The 15,860-nt window shown below is 73.0% G+C and carries 14 protein-coding genes; 6 read left to right on the top strand and 8 right to left on the bottom strand.

All coding sequences use genetic code 11. The annotated features are described in order from the left end of the window. The first annotated feature begins 11 nt into the window (after positions 1 to 11). From tal to pgl, 5 genes are all read left to right on the top strand, one after another. Positions 12 to 1,190, top strand: coding sequence for a transaldolase (gene tal / locus ACFYML_RS32965; RefSeq protein WP_387424356.1), 1,179 nt, complete (start codon positions 12 to 14; stop codon positions 1,188 to 1,190). A 100-nt stretch (positions 1,191 to 1,290) separates the two neighbouring features. Continuing rightward, positions 1,291 to 2,937, top strand: a complete 1,647-nt coding sequence (locus ACFYML_RS32970) for a glucose-6-phosphate isomerase (protein WP_387424357.1) — start codon at positions 1,291 to 1,293, stop codon at positions 2,935 to 2,937. 38 nt (positions 2,938 to 2,975) lie between these two features. Then, positions 2,976 to 4,490, top strand: coding sequence for a glucose-6-phosphate dehydrogenase (gene zwf, locus ACFYML_RS32975; RefSeq protein WP_387424358.1), 1,515 nt, complete (start codon positions 2,976 to 2,978; stop codon positions 4,488 to 4,490). A 22-nt stretch (positions 4,491 to 4,512) separates the two neighbouring features. After that, positions 4,513 to 5,529, top strand: a complete 1,017-nt coding sequence (locus ACFYML_RS32980; protein WP_387424359.1) for a glucose-6-phosphate dehydrogenase assembly protein OpcA — start codon at positions 4,513 to 4,515, stop codon at positions 5,527 to 5,529. A gap of 87 nt (positions 5,530 to 5,616) precedes the next feature. Then, positions 5,617 to 6,387, top strand: a complete 771-nt coding sequence (gene pgl / locus ACFYML_RS32985; protein WP_387424360.1) for a 6-phosphogluconolactonase — start codon at positions 5,617 to 5,619, stop codon at positions 6,385 to 6,387. 125 nt (positions 6,388 to 6,512) lie between these two features. Here pgl and ACFYML_RS32990 read toward each other — a convergent pair whose 3' ends face one another. The 8 genes from ACFYML_RS32990 to rapZ form a co-directional block, all read right to left on the bottom strand. After that, positions 6,513 to 6,854 carry an RNA polymerase-binding protein RbpA gene (locus tag ACFYML_RS32990; protein WP_073837984.1) on the bottom strand — a complete coding sequence of 114 codons (342 nt, stop codon included), beginning with the start codon at positions 6,852 to 6,854 and terminating at the stop codon, positions 6,513 to 6,515. Between the two features lie 130 nt (positions 6,855 to 6,984). After that, positions 6,985 to 7,245, bottom strand: coding sequence for a preprotein translocase subunit SecG (gene secG / locus ACFYML_RS32995; RefSeq protein ID WP_073837985.1), 261 nt, complete (start codon positions 7,243 to 7,245; stop codon positions 6,985 to 6,987). A 94-nt stretch (positions 7,246 to 7,339) separates the two neighbouring features. After that, a complete protein-coding gene (tpiA, locus tag ACFYML_RS33000; RefSeq protein ID WP_073837986.1) occupies positions 7,340 to 8,131 on the bottom strand; it encodes a triose-phosphate isomerase in 792 nt (263 codons plus the stop codon). Beyond that, complete coding sequence (locus ACFYML_RS33005) at positions 8,131 to 9,330, bottom strand: phosphoglycerate kinase (protein ID WP_387424361.1); 1,200 nt, start codon at positions 9,328 to 9,330, stop codon at positions 8,131 to 8,133. The genes tpiA and ACFYML_RS33005 overlap by 1 nt, the downstream gene beginning before the upstream one ends. 52 nt (positions 9,331 to 9,382) lie before the next feature. Next, complete coding sequence (gene gap / locus ACFYML_RS33010; protein ID WP_073837988.1) at positions 9,383 to 10,387, bottom strand: type I glyceraldehyde-3-phosphate dehydrogenase; 1,005 nt, start codon at positions 10,385 to 10,387, stop codon at positions 9,383 to 9,385. Between the two features lie 262 nt (positions 10,388 to 10,649). Continuing rightward, positions 10,650 to 11,630, bottom strand: coding sequence for a DNA-binding protein WhiA (gene whiA / locus ACFYML_RS33015; RefSeq protein WP_073837989.1), 981 nt, complete (start codon positions 11,628 to 11,630; stop codon positions 10,650 to 10,652). Positions 11,631 to 11,684: 54 nt separating this feature from the next. Continuing rightward, on the bottom strand, positions 11,685 to 12,659 hold the full coding sequence (yvcK, locus tag ACFYML_RS33020) for a uridine diphosphate-N-acetylglucosamine-binding protein YvcK (protein ID WP_387424362.1): 975 nt from the start codon (positions 12,657 to 12,659) through the stop codon (positions 11,685 to 11,687). Further along, a complete protein-coding gene (gene rapZ, locus ACFYML_RS33025) occupies positions 12,656 to 13,564 on the bottom strand; it encodes an RNase adapter RapZ (RefSeq protein WP_357445516.1) in 909 nt (302 codons plus the stop codon). The genes yvcK and rapZ overlap by 4 nt, the downstream gene beginning before the upstream one ends. Before the next feature lie 361 nt (positions 13,565 to 13,925). Here rapZ and recQ point away from each other — a divergent pair, with 361 nt between their 5' ends. Further along, a complete protein-coding gene (gene recQ, locus ACFYML_RS33030) occupies positions 13,926 to 15,779 on the top strand; it encodes a DNA helicase RecQ (RefSeq protein ID WP_387424363.1) in 1,854 nt (617 codons plus the stop codon). The last annotated feature ends 81 nt before the right edge of the window (positions 15,780 to 15,860 follow it).

Below are 15,860 nucleotides of genomic sequence, written 5' to 3' on the forward strand. Positions count from 1 at the left end.
GCGTGGACGGCATGACGGACCGGCTGGGCGAGCTGAGCGCCATGGGTGTGGCGATCTGGCTCGACGACCTTTCCCGGGTACGACTGAGCTCCGGCGGGCTGGACCAGCTCCGTCGGGAGAAGCACCTGGTCGGGGTGACGTCGAACCCGACCATCTTCGCGAAGGCGCTGAGCGACGCGGACGAGTACAACTGGCAGCTTAAGGACCTCGCCATCCGTGGGGTGGACGTCGAAGAGGCGGTCCGCATGCTCACCACGTACGACGTGCGGTGGGCCTGCGACGTGATGCGCCCCGCGTACGACGCCAGCGCGGGGGTCGACGGCCGGGTCTCGATCGAGGTGGACCCGCGGCTGGCCCACGAGACGGAGCGGACCGTCGCCGAGGCCGGGGCGCTGTGGTGGCTGATCGACCGGCCCAACCTCTTCATCAAGATCCCGGCCACCGAGGCGGGCCTGCCGGCGATCACCGCCACCCTGGCCCAGGGGATCAGCGTCAACGTCACGCTGATCTTCAGCCTGGACCGGTACTCGCAGGTGATGGAGGCCTTCCTGGCCGGCCTGGAGCAGGCGAAGGCGAACGGGCACGACCTGTCCAAGATCGGCTCGGTCGCGTCGTTCTTCGTCTCCCGGGTCGACAGCGAGGTGGACAAGCGGCTGGAGAAGATCGGCTCCGACCAGGCCAAGGCGCTGCGCGGCAAGGCCGCCATCGCCAACGCCCGGCTCGCCTACGAGCGGTACGGCGAGGTGTTCTCCTCCGACCGGTGGCAGGCCCTCGCCGACGCCGGGGCGCACCCGCAGCGCCCGCTCTGGGCCTCCACCTCGACGAAGAACCCGGACTACCGGGACGTCATGTACGTCGAGGAGCTGATCGCCCCCGGCACGGTGAACACCATGCCGGAGGCGACCATCCACGCCGTCGCCGACCACGGCGAGGTCCGGGGCGACACCGTCACCGGCTGCTACGACGACGCCCGCAAGGTCTTCAGCGACCTGCAGGCGGTCGGGGTGGACCTGGCCGACGTGGTCGCCGTCCTCGAGCGCGAGGGCGTGGAGAAGTTCGAGGCGAGCTGGCTGGAACTGCTCGACGGGGTGAAGAAGTCGCTCGCCGAGGCGGCCAAGGGCAGCGGGCGGCCGGGCAAGGCGGCCAAGGGCAGCGCGACGGCCGCCGAGCGGGCCGGGGGCAACGCGTGACGAACGGCGTGCGACGTGTCCCGGGGCGCCGCCCCGGGACACGCCACGCCGTCGTCCCCCCGCAGGGTGGGGTGACTCCGTCGCGAACAGAGGTGGCCCCGTGAGCGACCTGCTGGCCGGCCCGGCGGACATCGCCGCCGGGCTTGCCGTGCACGGTGCGGACACGGTCGACCGGTCCGCGCCGGCGTCGGTGCGCGCGGACCTGGTCGCCCGGGACGTCCCGGCCCGGCTCGCCGCCAAGGATCCGACCCTGTGGGGCTCCGACGCGGAGGCGACGGCGCGGGTACGGCTCGGCTGGGTGGACACCCACCACCGCAGCCGGGAGCTCCTCCCCCAGCTCGCCGAGTTGACGGACGAACTGGCCGACCTCGACCACGTGGTGCTCGCCGGGATGGGCGGCTCGTCGCTCGCGCCCGAGGTGATCGCCCGCACCCTCGGCCGCCCGCTGACCGTGCTGGACACCACCGACCCCGGGCAGGTCCGGGCGGCCCTGGCCGACCGGCTGGAGCGGACCGTGGTGGTGATCTCCAGCAAGTCCGGCACGACCGTGGAGACCGACAGCCACCGGCGGGCGTACTGGCAGGCGTTCCTGGACGCCGGGATGACCGAGGCGGAGGCGGCCCGGCACTTCGTGGTGGTCACCGACCCGGGCTCGCCGCTGGCGGCGACCGCCGCGGAGGCGGGGCTGGTCACCATCCCCGCCGACCCCGAGGTGGGCGGCCGGTACTCGGCGCTCACCGCGTTCGGGCTGGTCCCCGCGGCGCTGGCCGGGGTACCGGTGACCGACCTGCTCGACGACGCCGACGCGCTCGCCGAGTCGCTGGGCCGGGACCGGGACAACCCCGGCCTGGCGCTCGGCGCGGCCCTCGGCGCGGCGGCCACCACCGGCCGGGACGTGGTCGCCCTGACCTCCGACGGCACCGGCGTCGAAGGGCTGGGCGACTGGGCCGAGCAGCTGCTCGCCGAGTCGACCGGCAAGGCCGGCGTGGGCCTGCTGCCGGTGGTGGTGGAATCCCCGGACGCTCCCGGCGCCGCCGGCCCGGACGTGCTCACCGTCAGCTACGGCGGCGCGCTCGGCCCCGGGGTGGCACCCGGTGCCGGCAGCGCGGACGTGGCGGTCAACGGACCCCTCGGCGCCCACTTCCTGACCTGGGAGTACGCCACCGCGATCGCCGGGGCGGTGCTCGGGGTCGACCCGTTCGACCAGCCCGACGTCGCCGAGAGCAAGCAGAACACCGAACGCATCCTCGCCGCCGGGCCGCCGGCGGAGGCGCCGTCGTTCACCGACGGCGCCATCGAGGTGTACGCCCCGCCCGGCGCGCCGGCCGACCTGTCCGGGGTGCTGCGCCGGCTCCTCGACGGGTTGGGCGACGACGGGTTCCTGGCGGTGACGGCATACCTGGACCGCCGTGGGGACGCGGCGGTGGCCGGGCTGCGACCCGTGCTGGCGCGGGCGACCCGCCGCCCGGTGACCTTCGGGTGGGGGCCGCGCTACCTGCACTCCACCGGCCAGTACCACAAGGGCGGCCGGCCGGTCGGGAGCTACCTTCAGGTGACCGGCGCGGTCAACGATGATCTGCCGGTGCCCGGCCGCCCGTACACCTTCGGGACGCTGCAGGCGGCCCAGGCCGCCGGTGACCGGCAGGCCCTGACCGGCCGGGGGCGGCCGGTGCTGCGACTGCACCTGACCGAGCGGGCGGCGGGCGTCGCCCAGCTACTGGATGCGGCCGGACGGACAGGGACGTGACGATGATTGACGTGACATCAGCGGAGCGAGGAGGCGGCATGAACCCGCTGCGCGACCCGCAGGACCGGCGGCTGCCGCGGATCCCCGAGCCGTGCGCTCTGGTGATCTTCGGGGTCACCGGTGACCTGGCCCGCAAGAAGCTGTTGCCGGCGGTCTACGACCTGGCCAACCGGGGGCTGCTGCCGCCCGGCTTCGTGGTCCTGGGCTTCGCCCGGCGTGACTGGGGCGACGGCGACTTCGAGTCGCTGGCCTACGAGGCGGCGAAGAAGGGCGCTCGCACCCCGTGGCGGGAGGAGGTGTGGGCGCGGCTGGCCGGCAACATCAAGTTCGTCGGCGGCTCGTTCGACGACGACGCCGCGTTCGACCAGCTCGCCACCACCCTGGACGAACTGCGCGACTCGCACGGCATCGACGGCAACGCCGCCTTCTACTTCTCCATCCCCCCGGCAGCCTTCCCCGTCGTGCTCAAGCAGCTCGCCCGTACCGGCATGGCGGACAACGCCAAGTCGGGTGGCTGGCGCCGGGTGGTGGTGGAGAAGCCGTTCGGCAACGACCTGCCCTCGGCGAAGGCGCTCAACGACCTGGTCGACGACGTCTTCACCCGCCAGGACGTCTTCCGGATCGACCACTACCTGGGCAAGGAGACCGTCCAGAACATCCTCGCCCTGCGGTTCGCCAACAACCTCTTCGAGCCGCTGTGGAACGGCAAGTACGTCGACTCGGTGCAGATCACCATGGCCGAGGACGTCGGCATCGGCACCCGGGCCGGGTTCTACGACTCGGCCGGGGCGGCCCGGGACGTGCTGCAGAACCACCTGCTCCAGCTCCTCGCCCTGGTGGCCATGGAGGAGCCGACCAGCTTCGACGCCGACGAGATCCGGACCGAGAAGCTGAAGGTGCTCAAGGCCATCACGGTGCCGAAGGACGCGGCCCGGGACACCGTCCGGGGCCAGTACCTGCCCGGCTGGGTCGGCGGCGAACGCGCGGTCGGCTACCTGGAGGAGAAGGGCGTCCCGCCGGACTCCACCACGGAGACGTACGTGGCGGTGAAGCTGGGCATCCAGAACCGGCGCTGGGCCGGGGTGCCGTTCTACATCCGGGCCGGCAAGCGGCTGCCCCGGCGGGTCACCGAGGTGGCGATCATCTTCAAGGAGGCGCCGCACCTGCCGTTCAACCCGGCCGACGTGGAGTCGCTCGGCAACAACCAGCTCGTCATCCGGGTGCAACCGGACGAGGGTGTGGTGCTGAAGTTCGGCTCCAAGGTGCCGGGCACCGCCATGGAGGTCCGGGACATCGCGATGGACTTCCAGTACGGCGAGGCGTTCACCGAGTCCAGCCCCGAGGCGTACGAGCGGCTGGTGCTGGACGTGCTGATCGGTGACCGGACGCTGTTCCCGGACGCCGCCGAGGTGGAGCAGAGCTGGCAGGTGATCGACCCGTTGGAGCACGCCTGGGCGGGCACCAAGCCGGAGTCGTACCGGGCCGGCGAGTGGGGGCCCCGGGCGGCGGACGAGATGCTGGCCCGCGACGACCGCTCCTGGCGGCGGGCATGACCGAGCACACCGGGAGGTTCCGTTGATCGGCCTGTGGGACACCACCGGTAACGAGGTGGTCAAGGCGCTCGCCGCCGAGCGGCGCAGCGCGGGCGGGGTGGCCAGCGGCATGGCGCTCAGCCTGATCGTGGTGGTGGACGAGAAGCGGGTCCGGGAGGCGGAGGCCGCGGCGACCATAGCGGCCGCCGCCCACCCGTGCCGGCTGCTCGTGGTGGTCCGCTCCGACGTCGAGCGGGACCGCAACCGCCTGGACGCGGAGATCGTCGTCGGCGGCCGGCTCGGCCCTTGCGAGGCGGTGGTCACGCGGATGTACGGCCGGCTCGCCCTGCACGCCGAGTCGGTGGTGCTGCCGCTGCTGGTGCCGGACGTGCCGGTGGTGACCTGGTGGCACGGCGAGCCGCCGGAGGAGATCGCGACCGACTTCCTCGGCGTGGTGGCCGACCGGCGGATCACCGACTCGGCGCAGGCCGCCGACCCGGTCGCGGCGCTGCGGCAGCGGGCCGCGGACTACGCCCCGGGCGACACCGACCTGGCCTGGACCCGGATCACCCCGTGGCGCACCCTGGTGGCCGGGGCGTTCGACACCGCCCAGGCCAAGGTCACCGAGGCGACCGTGGTGGGGCCCGGGTCCGATCCCACGGCGGCGCTGATGCGCGGCTGGCTCGCGTCGCGGCTCGACATCGACCCGGCCTGGGTACGCACCGACGAGTTCCCGCGGATGCGCGAGGTGCAGCTGCGCTGCGCCAACGGCGACCAGCTGACCCTGACCCGGGACGACAACGTGGCGACCTTCCGGCGTACCGGCCAGCAGGACCGGACACTGCCGCTGGTCCGCCGCCCGCTCGGCGACGAGTTGGCCGAGGAGCTGCGCCGCCTCGACGCCGACCAGGTGTACGCGGAGGCGCTCGGCGCGACCGCCGGCATCTCCGGGCTGGAGGAACGCCCCACCCAGCGGGTGCACGTGTGGAAGGACCCGGCGACCGCCCAGCGGGCCGAGGCCGGGATCAGCGCGCACGCCGGCGCGACCGCCAACCAGTGAACGGACCGCCGGGCGGCACGGGCCGCCCGGCGGCCGGACAAGCACCGGTGACCGCCGTGGCGCGGTCGGAGCACGAAGGCACGATGGATGACTGAGGCGAGTGTCGCCGTACACGCCGACCCCGACCTGCTGGCGCAGGCGGTGGCGGCCCGCTTGGTGGTGAAGCTGCTCGACGCGCAGGCGGACCGGGGCCAGGCGTCGGTGGTGCTGACCGGCGGGCGGATCGCCGCGGCGGTGTACCGGGCGGTGACGGAGCTACCCGCCCGGGATGCTGTCGACTGGTCCCGGGTCGACGTCTGGTGGGGCGACGAGCGGTTCCTGCCGGCCGGCGACCCGGAACGCAACGAGACGCAGGCCCGGTCGGCGCTGCTGGAGGCGGTGCCGCTGAACCCGGCGCGGATCCATCCGATGCCGGCCTCGGACGGGCCGGCCGGCAACGACCCGGAGGCGGCCGCCGCCGGGTACGCGCAGGAGCTGGCCCGGGCGGCGCGGCCCGGCACCGCCGCGCTCCCCCACTTCGACGTGCTGATGCTCGGCGTCGGCGAGGACGGGCACGTGGCGTCGGTCTTTCCGGAGCACCCGGTGCACCACGACAGCCGGCCGGTCAGCGCGGTACGCGGCAGCCCGAAGCCCCCGCCGGTGCGGGTCACGCTGACCCTGCCGGCGATCAACACCGCCGAGGAGGTCTGGCTGGTGGCCGCCGGCGCGGACAAGGCCCGGGCGGTGGGCATGGCCCTCGCCGGGGCCGGGCCGGTGCAGCTTCCCGCGGCCGGGGTGCACGGGGTGTCCCGTACCCTCTGGCTGCTCGACCGGGCGGCAGCGGCCGACGTGCCGCCCCGGCTGCGCAGCCTCCGCTGAACCTCCGTCGCCGCACTCCTCGCCGCCCGCTGCGCGCAGCTTCCGGAACGAGGGGCTGTTCCGCGGCGGAGAGCCACTCGGTTCTGAATCAGGTCCCTCAGCGGGCGGAGGGCGACCCGGCGCGGTCAGGCGCCCCGGCGGCGGCGTAGCGCGGCCAGGGCCTCGGCGAGGAGGGCCTCCCCCTGTTCCGGGGTACGCCGCTCCTGCACGTACGCCAGGTGGCTCTTGTAGGGCTCCGAACGCGGCCGGCCCGGCGGGTTTCCCGGGTCCGGGCCGGCCGGCTGGCCGCACCGGGGGCAGTCCCACGCCTCCGGCGCCTCCGCGTCGGCGGCGATGAGGAACTGGACCTCGTGCGCGTTGCCGCACCAGTAGGTGACCGGCCGGCGCGGGGCCGGCTCGTAGCGCTGGTCGAAGCGCTCGGGGGCGGACCCGATCCGGGTGCCGCGGACGACGTTGTCACCGGGCATTGCTGCTTGCTCCTGTCGTCGGAGGGAACCGCCGCGCGGGGTGGACGGCGGGCGACGCGGTGCAGCGGAAAAACAAACTGCGCGCGGTCCGTGACGGACCGCGCGCAGATTGTACGCTCGACGCGCTGACTCAGGCGCCGCTGCTCAGCTGGAGCCGGAGCCAGAGCCCGATCCCGACGATGCACGCAAACCAGATGATCCCGACCAGAACGGTGTAGCGGTCGAGGTTCTTCTCGGCGACCGAGGAGCCGGCCAGGCTGGAGCTGACGCCGCCGCCGAACATGCTCGACAGCCCGCCGCCCTTGCCGCGGTGCAGGAGGATCAGCAGCGTGAGCAGGACGCTCGTGATGACCAGCAACACGATCATCGTGTAGGCGAACCAGATCGGCATGGCGGGGGTTTGTCCTCTCGTTGCGATCACTGCCCGTCCTGTCGGGCACGGCGGCACCGACCGGCGGACGGGCAGCGTCAAGGATAGCGAGCTATCAGCGAGCGATGTGCTCCGGGAACCGGCAGATCTGCGCGAATTCCTCGGCGTCCAGGCTGGCACCGCCGATCAGGGCCCCGTCCACGTCCGGCTGGGCCATGATCGCGGCGATGTTCGACGCCTTGACCGAGCCGCCGTAGAGGATCCGGACCTGCTGGGCGGTGGCCTCGTCGAAGGTGTCGCCGAGCCGCTTGCGCACCTCGCCGCAGACCTCCTGGGCGTCCTCCGGGGTCGCCGTCTTGCCGGTGCCGATCGCCCAGACCGGCTCGTACGCCACGACGACCTTGGTGACCTGCTCCGCGGTGAGCCCGCGGAGCGCGCCGTCGAGCTGGTCGCAGCAGTGCGGCACGTGCCGGAGCTGCTCCCGGACCTCCAGCCCCTCGCCGATGCAGAGGATCGGGGTGAGCCCGTTGGCCAACGCGGCGTTCACCTTGTCGTTGACCAGAGCGTCGTCCTCGTTGTGGTACTGCCGCCGCTCCGAGTGGCCGACCACCACGTAGGTGCAGCCCAGCTTGGCGAGCATCGACCCGGCGATGTCCCCGGTGTACGCGCCCGACTGGTACGGCGACAGGTCCTGCGCGCCGTAGCCGATCAGCAGCTTGTCGCCGTCCACCGCCGTCTGCACGGTCCGCAGGTCGGTGAAGGGCGGCAGGACCACCGTCTCGACCTCGGTGAGCTGCTTCTCGGTGAGGCTCGCGGCCAGCTTCTGCACCAGCAGGTTGGCCTCGAGGTGGTTCAGGTTCATCTTCCAGTTGCCGGCCATCAGGGGCCGGCGGGTGGGGCTCGCCATCACTTCTCCAGGGCCGCGATGCCGGGGAGGGTCTTGCCCTCCAGGTACTCCAGGGAGGCGCCACCGCCGGTGGAGATGTGATCGAACGCCGACTCGTCGAGCCCGAGCGTCCGCACCGCCGCCGCCGAGTCGCCGCCGCCCACGACGCTGAACGCACCGGACTTCGCGATCGCCTCGGCGACCCCGCGGGTCCCGTTCGCGAACGCGGCCATCTCGAACACGCCCATCGGGCCGTTCCAGAACACCGTCCGCGCCTGCTTCAGGGCGGCGGCGAACCCGGCCACGGTCTCCGGGCCGATGTCGAGCCCGACCCGCTTGTTCGGGATGCCGTCCACCCGGACCGTGTGGTGCTCGGCGTCCGGCGCGAAGGCGACCGCGGCCACCACGTCGACCGGGAGCATGATCTTGCCCGGCTCGCGTTCCAACAGGTTGCGGCAGGTCTCGACCATCTCCTCCTCCAGCAGCGAGCTGCCCACCTCCAGGCCCTGGGCCTTGAGGAAGGTGAAGCACATCCCGCCGCCGATGAGCAGCCGGTCGACCTTCGGCAGCAGCGCCTCGATCACGGCCAGCTTGTCGGAGACCTTGGAGCCGCCCAGCACCACCACGTACGGCCGCTCCGGGTCGCCGGTCAGCTTGCTGAGCACCTCCACCTCGCGCAGCACCAGCCGGCCGGCGAAGTGCGGCAGCCGGGCCGGCACGTCGTAGACGCTGGCGTGCTTGCGGTGCACCGCGCCGAAGGCGTCGTCGACGTACGCCTCGCCGAGGGCGGCGAGCTGGTCGGCGAAGGCGCCCCGCTCGGCGTCGTCCTTGCTCGTCTCACCCTTGTTGAAGCGGAGGTTCTCGAGCACGGCGACCTGACCGTCGGCGAGGCCCTCCACGCATGCGCGGGCCGAGTCGCCGACGGTGTCCTCGGCGAACTGGACCGGGGCACCGAGCAGCTCGCCCAGCCGGCCGGCCACCGGGCGGAGGCTGAACTGCGGGTCCGGCGCGCCCTTCGGGCGGCCCAGGTGCGAGCAGACGGCCACCTTCGCGCCGGCCTGGACCAGCGCGCTCAGCGTCGGCAGGACGGCCCGGATCCGGCCGTCGTCGGTGATCTCACCGGTCTGCTTGTCGAGTGGGACGTTCAGGTCGGCGCGCACCAGCACGCGCCGACCCGACACCCCCTCGGCGAGCAGGTCGTCGAGGTTGCGGATGCTCACAGAGCTAGCCCTCCGTTCGTGACTGCGGGGCTCGCAAGCTCACTCCTCGCACTCACAGGGAGCTACCCACCAGCTTGACCAGGTCGACCAGGCGGTTCGAGTAGCCCCACTCGTTGTCGTACCAGCCGACGACCTTGACCTGGTTGCCGATCACCTTGGTCAGCGGCGCGTCGAAGATGCAGGACGCCGGGTCGGTGACGATGTCGGCGGAGACGATCGGGTCCTCGTTGTAGACCAGGATGCCCTTGAGCGGGCCGTTCGCGGCGGCCTTCATCGCGGCGTTGACCTCGTCCACGGTGGTCTCCCGGCCGACCGTGACGGTCAGGTCGGTGGTCGAGCCGGTCGGGATCGGCACGCGCAGCGCGTAGCCGTCCAGCTTGCCCTTGAGCTCCGGCAGCACCAGGCCGATCGCCTTCGCGGCGCCGGTCGAGGTCGGCACGATGTTGAGCGCGGCGGCCCGGGCCCGGCGCAGGTCCTTGTGCGGCGCGTCCTGCAGGTTCTGGTCCTGCGTGTACGCGTGGATGGTGGTCATCAGGCCCTGCTGGATGCCGAACGTGTCCTGCAGCACCTTCGCCATCGGGGCGAGGCAGTTGGTGGTGCACGAGGCGTTCGAGATGATGGTGTGCTTGGCCGGGTCGTACTGGTCCTGGTTGACGCCCATGACGACCGTGACGTCCTCGTTCTTCGCCGGAGCGGAGATGATGACCTTCTTGGCGCCGCCGTCGATGTGCGCCTTCGCCTTGGTGGCGTCGGTGAAGAAACCGGTGGACTCGATGACGACGTCGACGCCGGCCTCGCCCCACGGCAGCTTGGCCGGGTCCTTCTCGGCGTACGCCTTGATGGTGTGACCGCCCACGCTGATCTCGTCGTCGGTGGCCTTCACCTCGTGCGGGAGGCGACCCAGGATGCTGTCGTACTTGACAAGGTGGGCGAGCGTCGCGTTGTCGGTCAGGTCGTTGACCGCCACGACCTCGACGTCAGCGCCGGACGCCAGCACTGCCCGGAAGAAGTTGCGGCCGATCCGGCCGAAGCCGTTGATGCCAACCCGGATGGTCACAGGTCCCATCTCCTCGCGTTCTGGTCCGCCGGCGTCAGAACAGGGCCGGCGGAGGTGTGTGCGCCGACCGTTGGAGCCGGCCGTTGACGGTTCATCTCGGCCACCCCGCCGCGGTCCTGAGGACCTGACCGCCCGAGGCGGTGAGCACGGCGAGGGGTGCCTGTGCCGGCCCCCTTGCCGTACGCAGCGACCTTATCCGAGCGTGCCGCATCGCGCTGCGGCGGGTGGTGAACCCGCCAGCAGGCAACGCCTCACCGTCCTATCAGACCACGAGCATGTCCGGCGTGACGGCCGCTTCCGTATCCGGGATGCCCAGGTCCCGGGCCCGCTTGTCGGCCAGCGCGAGGAGCCGGCGGATCCGGCCGGCGATGGCGTCCTTGGTCAGCGGCGGATCGGCGAGGGCGCCCAGCTCCTCCAGCGACGCCTGCCGGTGCTCCAGGCGCAGCCTTCCGGCGGAGGTGAGGTGGTGCGGGGCGTCGTCGGCGAGGATCTCCAGGGCCCGGGTGACCCGGGCGGCGGCGGCCACCGCGGCGCGGGCCGAGCGGCGCAGGTTGGCGTCGTCGAAGTTCGCCAGCCGGTTGGCGGTCGCCCGGACCTCCCGGCGCACCCGGCGCTCCTCCCAGGCCAGCACGCTGGCGTGGGCGCCGATGCGGGTGAGCAGGGCGGCGATCGAGTCCCCGTCCTTGACCACCACCCGGTCCACCCCACGGACCTCGCGGTTCTTGGCGGTGATCCCGATCCGTCGGGCCGCGCCGACCAGGGCGAGGGCCGACTCGGGGCCGGGGCAGGTGATCTCCAGCGCGCTGGAGCGGCCCGGCTCGGTGAGCGAGCCGTGGGCCATGAACGCGCCCCGCCACGCGGAGACCGCGCAGCAGACATTGGCCGCGACCACGTGCGGCGGCAGGCCGCGCACCGGGCGGCCCCGGACGTCCAGCAGACCGGTCTGGCGCGCCAGCGCCTCGCCGTCCTTGACCACCCGCACGATGAAGTGACTGCCCTTGCGCAGCCCGCCGGAGGCGAGCACGTGGATCTCGCTCGGGTAGCCGTAGACCTCGGCGATCTCCCGCCGCAGCCGCCGGGCGACCGCGCCGGTATCCAGCTCCGCCTCGACCACCACGCGACCCGACACGATGTGCAGGCCGCCCGCGAAGCGCAGCAGGGCCGCCATCTCCGCCCGCCGGCAGCAGGGCTTGGGCACGTCGACCCGACTCAGCTCGTCCTTGACCGCCGCCGTCATCGCCATAGTGCGCCCCCTCACGGACCGGTTCCGGCGTGTCGCCGTTGATTACGTACGTGTCTAACGATCGGCACCCAGGACAGGCACCAGCGCGGCGCCCAGGGCGGCTGGATCATGGCGGGGCGCGCCGTCGAGGACGGCGACGGGGGCGAGGACCAGCCGGGCACCCAGCGATTCTGCCGCACCCGCAACCGCCTCGGGGTCACCCACCGCCGTGGAGTCCGCCAGCACCATGTCCACCTTCAGCTCGGGCAGATAGCGCCGCAGGGTGTCCAGATGGTCGGCCAGGGAGAGCCCGTGGGTCTCCTTCTCCGCCACCAGGTTGAGCGTGACCAGCCGCCGCGCCGGACTGGAGACGATCGCGTCGGCCAGCTGCGGCACCAGCAGGTGGGGCAGCACGCTGGTGTACCAGCTGCCCGGCCCGAAGATCAGCCAGTCGGCCGCGCGTACCGCGGCGACCGCCTCCGGGCAGGCCGCCGGCGCGGCCGGGGTGAGCCGCAGCGACTCGACCCGGCCGGAGGTGACCGCCACCTGATGCTGGCCGCGCACCGTGCGTACCTCGTCGGGGTGGCCCGGGTTGGCGCCGCGCACCCGGGCCTCGATGTCGACCGGCTGGCAGGACATCGGCAGCACCCGGCCGACCGCGCCGAGCATCGCGCCGGCGTGGTCGAGCGCGGCCACCGGATCGCCGAGCAGCTCCGTCAACCCGTTGAGCAGCAGGTTGCCGACCGCGTGCCCGGCCAGCGAATCGCCCGCTCCCGCGCCGTCGCCGGCGGCGAAGCGGTGCTGGAAGAGCGCCGCGCTGCGCCGGGTGGCCGGGTGATCGCCGGCCAGCGCGACCAGCGCCTGCCGCAGGTCGCCCGGCGGCAGCCCGCCGCGCTCGGCCCGCAGCCGGCCGCTCGAGCCGCCGTCGTCGCCGACGGTGACCACCGCGGTGATGTCCAGGTCCAGCTCGGGTACGCAGTGCCGCAGCGCCCGCAGGGACGCCGAGAGCCCGTGCCCGCCGCCGAAGGCGACCACCCTGGTCGGGATCATTCCCGCCCCAGGTCCCGGTGCTGCGCGTGGGCGGCGATGCCGGACTGGCGCAGCCGGGCGGCCAGCTCCTCGGCGATGGCGACGCTGCGGTGCTTGCCGCCGGTGCAGCCGACCGCCACGGTCAGGTAGCGCTTGCCCTCCCGCTCGAAGCCGGCGGTGGTGGCGTTGACCAGATCGGCGTAGCCGGTCACGAAGGCTTCCGCGCCTTCCTGGCCCAGCACGTACGCGCTGACCGCCTCCTCGCGCCCGGTGTGCTCGCGCAGCTCCGACACCCAGTACGGGTTGGGCAGGAACCGGGCGTCCATCACGAAGTCGGCATCCGGGGGAAGGCCGTACTTGAACCCGAAGGAGAGCACGGTGATCCGCAGTCGACGGGAGTCCTCCCCGCCGAACAACTCCTCGACCCGGCGCCGGAGCTGGTTGACGTTCAGGTGGCTGGTGTCGATGATCACGTCGGCCTGGTCCCGGGCCTCCTCCAGCAGCGCGCGCTCGACGGCGATGCCGTCGGCCAGCCGCCCGTCACCCTGCAGCGGGTGCGAGCGCCGGACGCTCTCGAACCGGCGGATCAGCACCTCGTCGTCGGCGTCGACGAAGACCACCCGGGGCTGGAAGCCGCGCTCCCGCAGCTCCCGGATCGCGCCGGCCAGGTCGGTGGAGAAGGCGCGGGAGCGGACGTCCAGCACCATGGCCGTACGCCGGGCCGCGCCGCCGGCCTTGAAGGCCAGCTCGGCCATGTCCAGCATGAGCGCCTGGGGCAGGTTGTCGACCACGTAGTAGCCCACGTTCTCCAGCGCCCGGGCCACCGTGCTGCGGCCACCGCCGGACAGGCCGGTCACCACCACCAGGGTGGTGTCCACCTCGGCCGGCGCCGGCCGTCCGAGGGCTGTCTCCGTACCTGTCGGCACCAGGTCTCCCGGCGTCCGCGCCTCGCTCACCCGTTACCCCCAAGCCGTGGCGCCGCGGCCGCTCGGCCGCGCGTGGTCAGTCAGCGACTCTAACGGCTGCGCCCCGGCCCGGGATTCCACGGGGTGACGACCGGAACACCTGCTTGTCCGGTTTGTCGTCGTCTCGGTACCGGTTTCCCCGGGTTCCGCCGGAGACGGTCGCACTTCCGACACCGTCAGCGACTGCTGACGGTCGGTGACCGCTCCCGCGCCACCGGTGGATGTGCCCACCCCGGCCGCCCGACGTGGCCCGGGCCGGCCGAGCCCCGCGACGCGCTCGCCGGGGCGGGGCGCTGTCGGGGGGCGCTCGTAGACTGCGCGGATGGTCTCCCCCACCGATCAGCGGACCGAGGACGCGCTGCGGGTGCTCCGCCGGGTGTTCGGCTACGACGCCTTCCGGGGCTTCCAGCAGGAGGTGGTCGAGCACGTGGTGGCCGGTGGAGACGCGCTGGTGCTGATGCCGACCGGGGGCGGCAAGTCGCTCTGCTACCAGATCCCCGCGCTGGTCCGGGACGGGGTCGCGGTGGTCGTCTCGCCGCTGATCGCCCTCATGCAGGACCAGGTCGACGCGCTCACCGCCGTCGGCGTCCGGGCCGGGTTCCTCAACTCGACGCAGGAGCCGGCGGAGCGGCGGCGGGTGGAGACGGCCTTCCTCGCCGGCGAGCTGGACCTGCTCTACCTCGCCCCGGAGGCCCTGGCCGGCCGCGCCACGGTCGGCCTGCTGGAGCGGGGCCGGATCGGGCTGTTCGCCATCGACGAGGCGCACTGCGTCTCCCAGTGGGGGCACGACTTCCGCCCCGACTACCTCAACCTCTCGATGCTGCACGAGCGCTGGCCAGGGGTGCCGCGGATCGCGCTCACCGCCACCGCGACCAAGGCCACCCGTACGGAGATCGCCACCCGGCTCCAGCTCACCGACGCCCGACACTTCGTGGCCAGCTTCGACCGGCCCAACATCCAGTACCGGATCGTGCCCAAGCGGGAGCCGCGCAAGCAACTGCTGAGCCTGCTGCGCGACGAGCACCCGGGCGACGCGGGCATCGTCTACTGCCTGTCCCGCGCGTCGGTGGAGAAGACGGCCGAGTTCCTCGTGGCGAACGGGATCGCGGCCCTGCCGTACCACGCCGGGCTGGACGCCCGGACCCGGGCCGCCAACCAGCAGCGCTTCCTGCGCGAGGACGGGCTGGTCATGGTCGCCACCATCGCCTTCGGGATGGGCATCGACAAGCCGGACGTACGCTTCGTCGCCCACCTCGACCTGCCGAAGTCGGTCGAGGGCTACTACCAGGAGACGGGTCGGGCCGGGCGGGACGGCCTGCCGTCGACGGCCTGGTTGGCGTACGGGCTCCAGGACGTGGTCCAGCAGCGCAAGATGATCGAGACCTCCGAGGGCGACCTGGCGCACCGGCGCAACCTCGCCGCCCACCTGGACGCGATGCTGGCCCTCTGCGAGACGGTCCGCTGCCGCCGGGCGCAGCTCCTCGAGTATTTCGGCGAGACCGGCGCGGGCGGCTGCGGCAACTGCGACACCTGCCTCGCACCACCGGAGTCCTGGGACGGCACCGTCGCCGCGCAGAAGCTGCTCTCCACCGTCTACCGGCTGGACCGGGAACGCAACCAGCGGTTCGGCGCCGGGCACTGCGTGGACATCCTGCTCGGCAAGCGCACCGACAAGATCGACCAGTACGGCCACGACTCGTTGACCACCTTCGGCATCGGCAGCGAGCTGCGCGAGGCGGAGTGGCGGGGCGTGGTGCGGCAACTGCTCGCCGAGGGCCTGCTCGCCGTCGAGGGCGACTACGGCACCCTCGCCCTGACCGAGGCGAGCGCCGAGGTGCTGGGCCGCCGGCGTACGGTCACCATGCGGCGGGAGCCGGAGAAGCCGGTGTCCGCCCGGTCGGCGAAACCGCGGGGTGCGGCCACCGTCGTCGCCGACCTCACCCCCGCCGCGGCCCCGGTGTTCGAGCGGCTGCGGGCCTGGCGGGCGGCCACCGCCAAGGAGCAGGGCGTGCCCGCGTACGTCATCTTCCACGACGCGACCCTGCGCCAGATCGCCACCGAGGCGCCGGCCTCGCTGGCCGAGCTGTCGCGGATCAACGGCGTCGGCGAGAACAAGCTCGCGAAGTACGGCGAGCAGATCCTCGCCGTACTCGCCGAGGCCGACGCACCTGCCTGACCGCCACGCGCCGCCGCCACCGGTTCGGCCGGCCGGCATCGGAAGACGCCGAAGGGCCGGCTCCGTTGTTGGGGGTCGGCT

Origin of the sequence: Micromonospora sp. NPDC007230 (assembly GCF_042869115.1) — a bacterium.
Lineage (GTDB): Bacteria > Actinomycetota > Actinomycetes > Mycobacteriales > Micromonosporaceae > Micromonospora.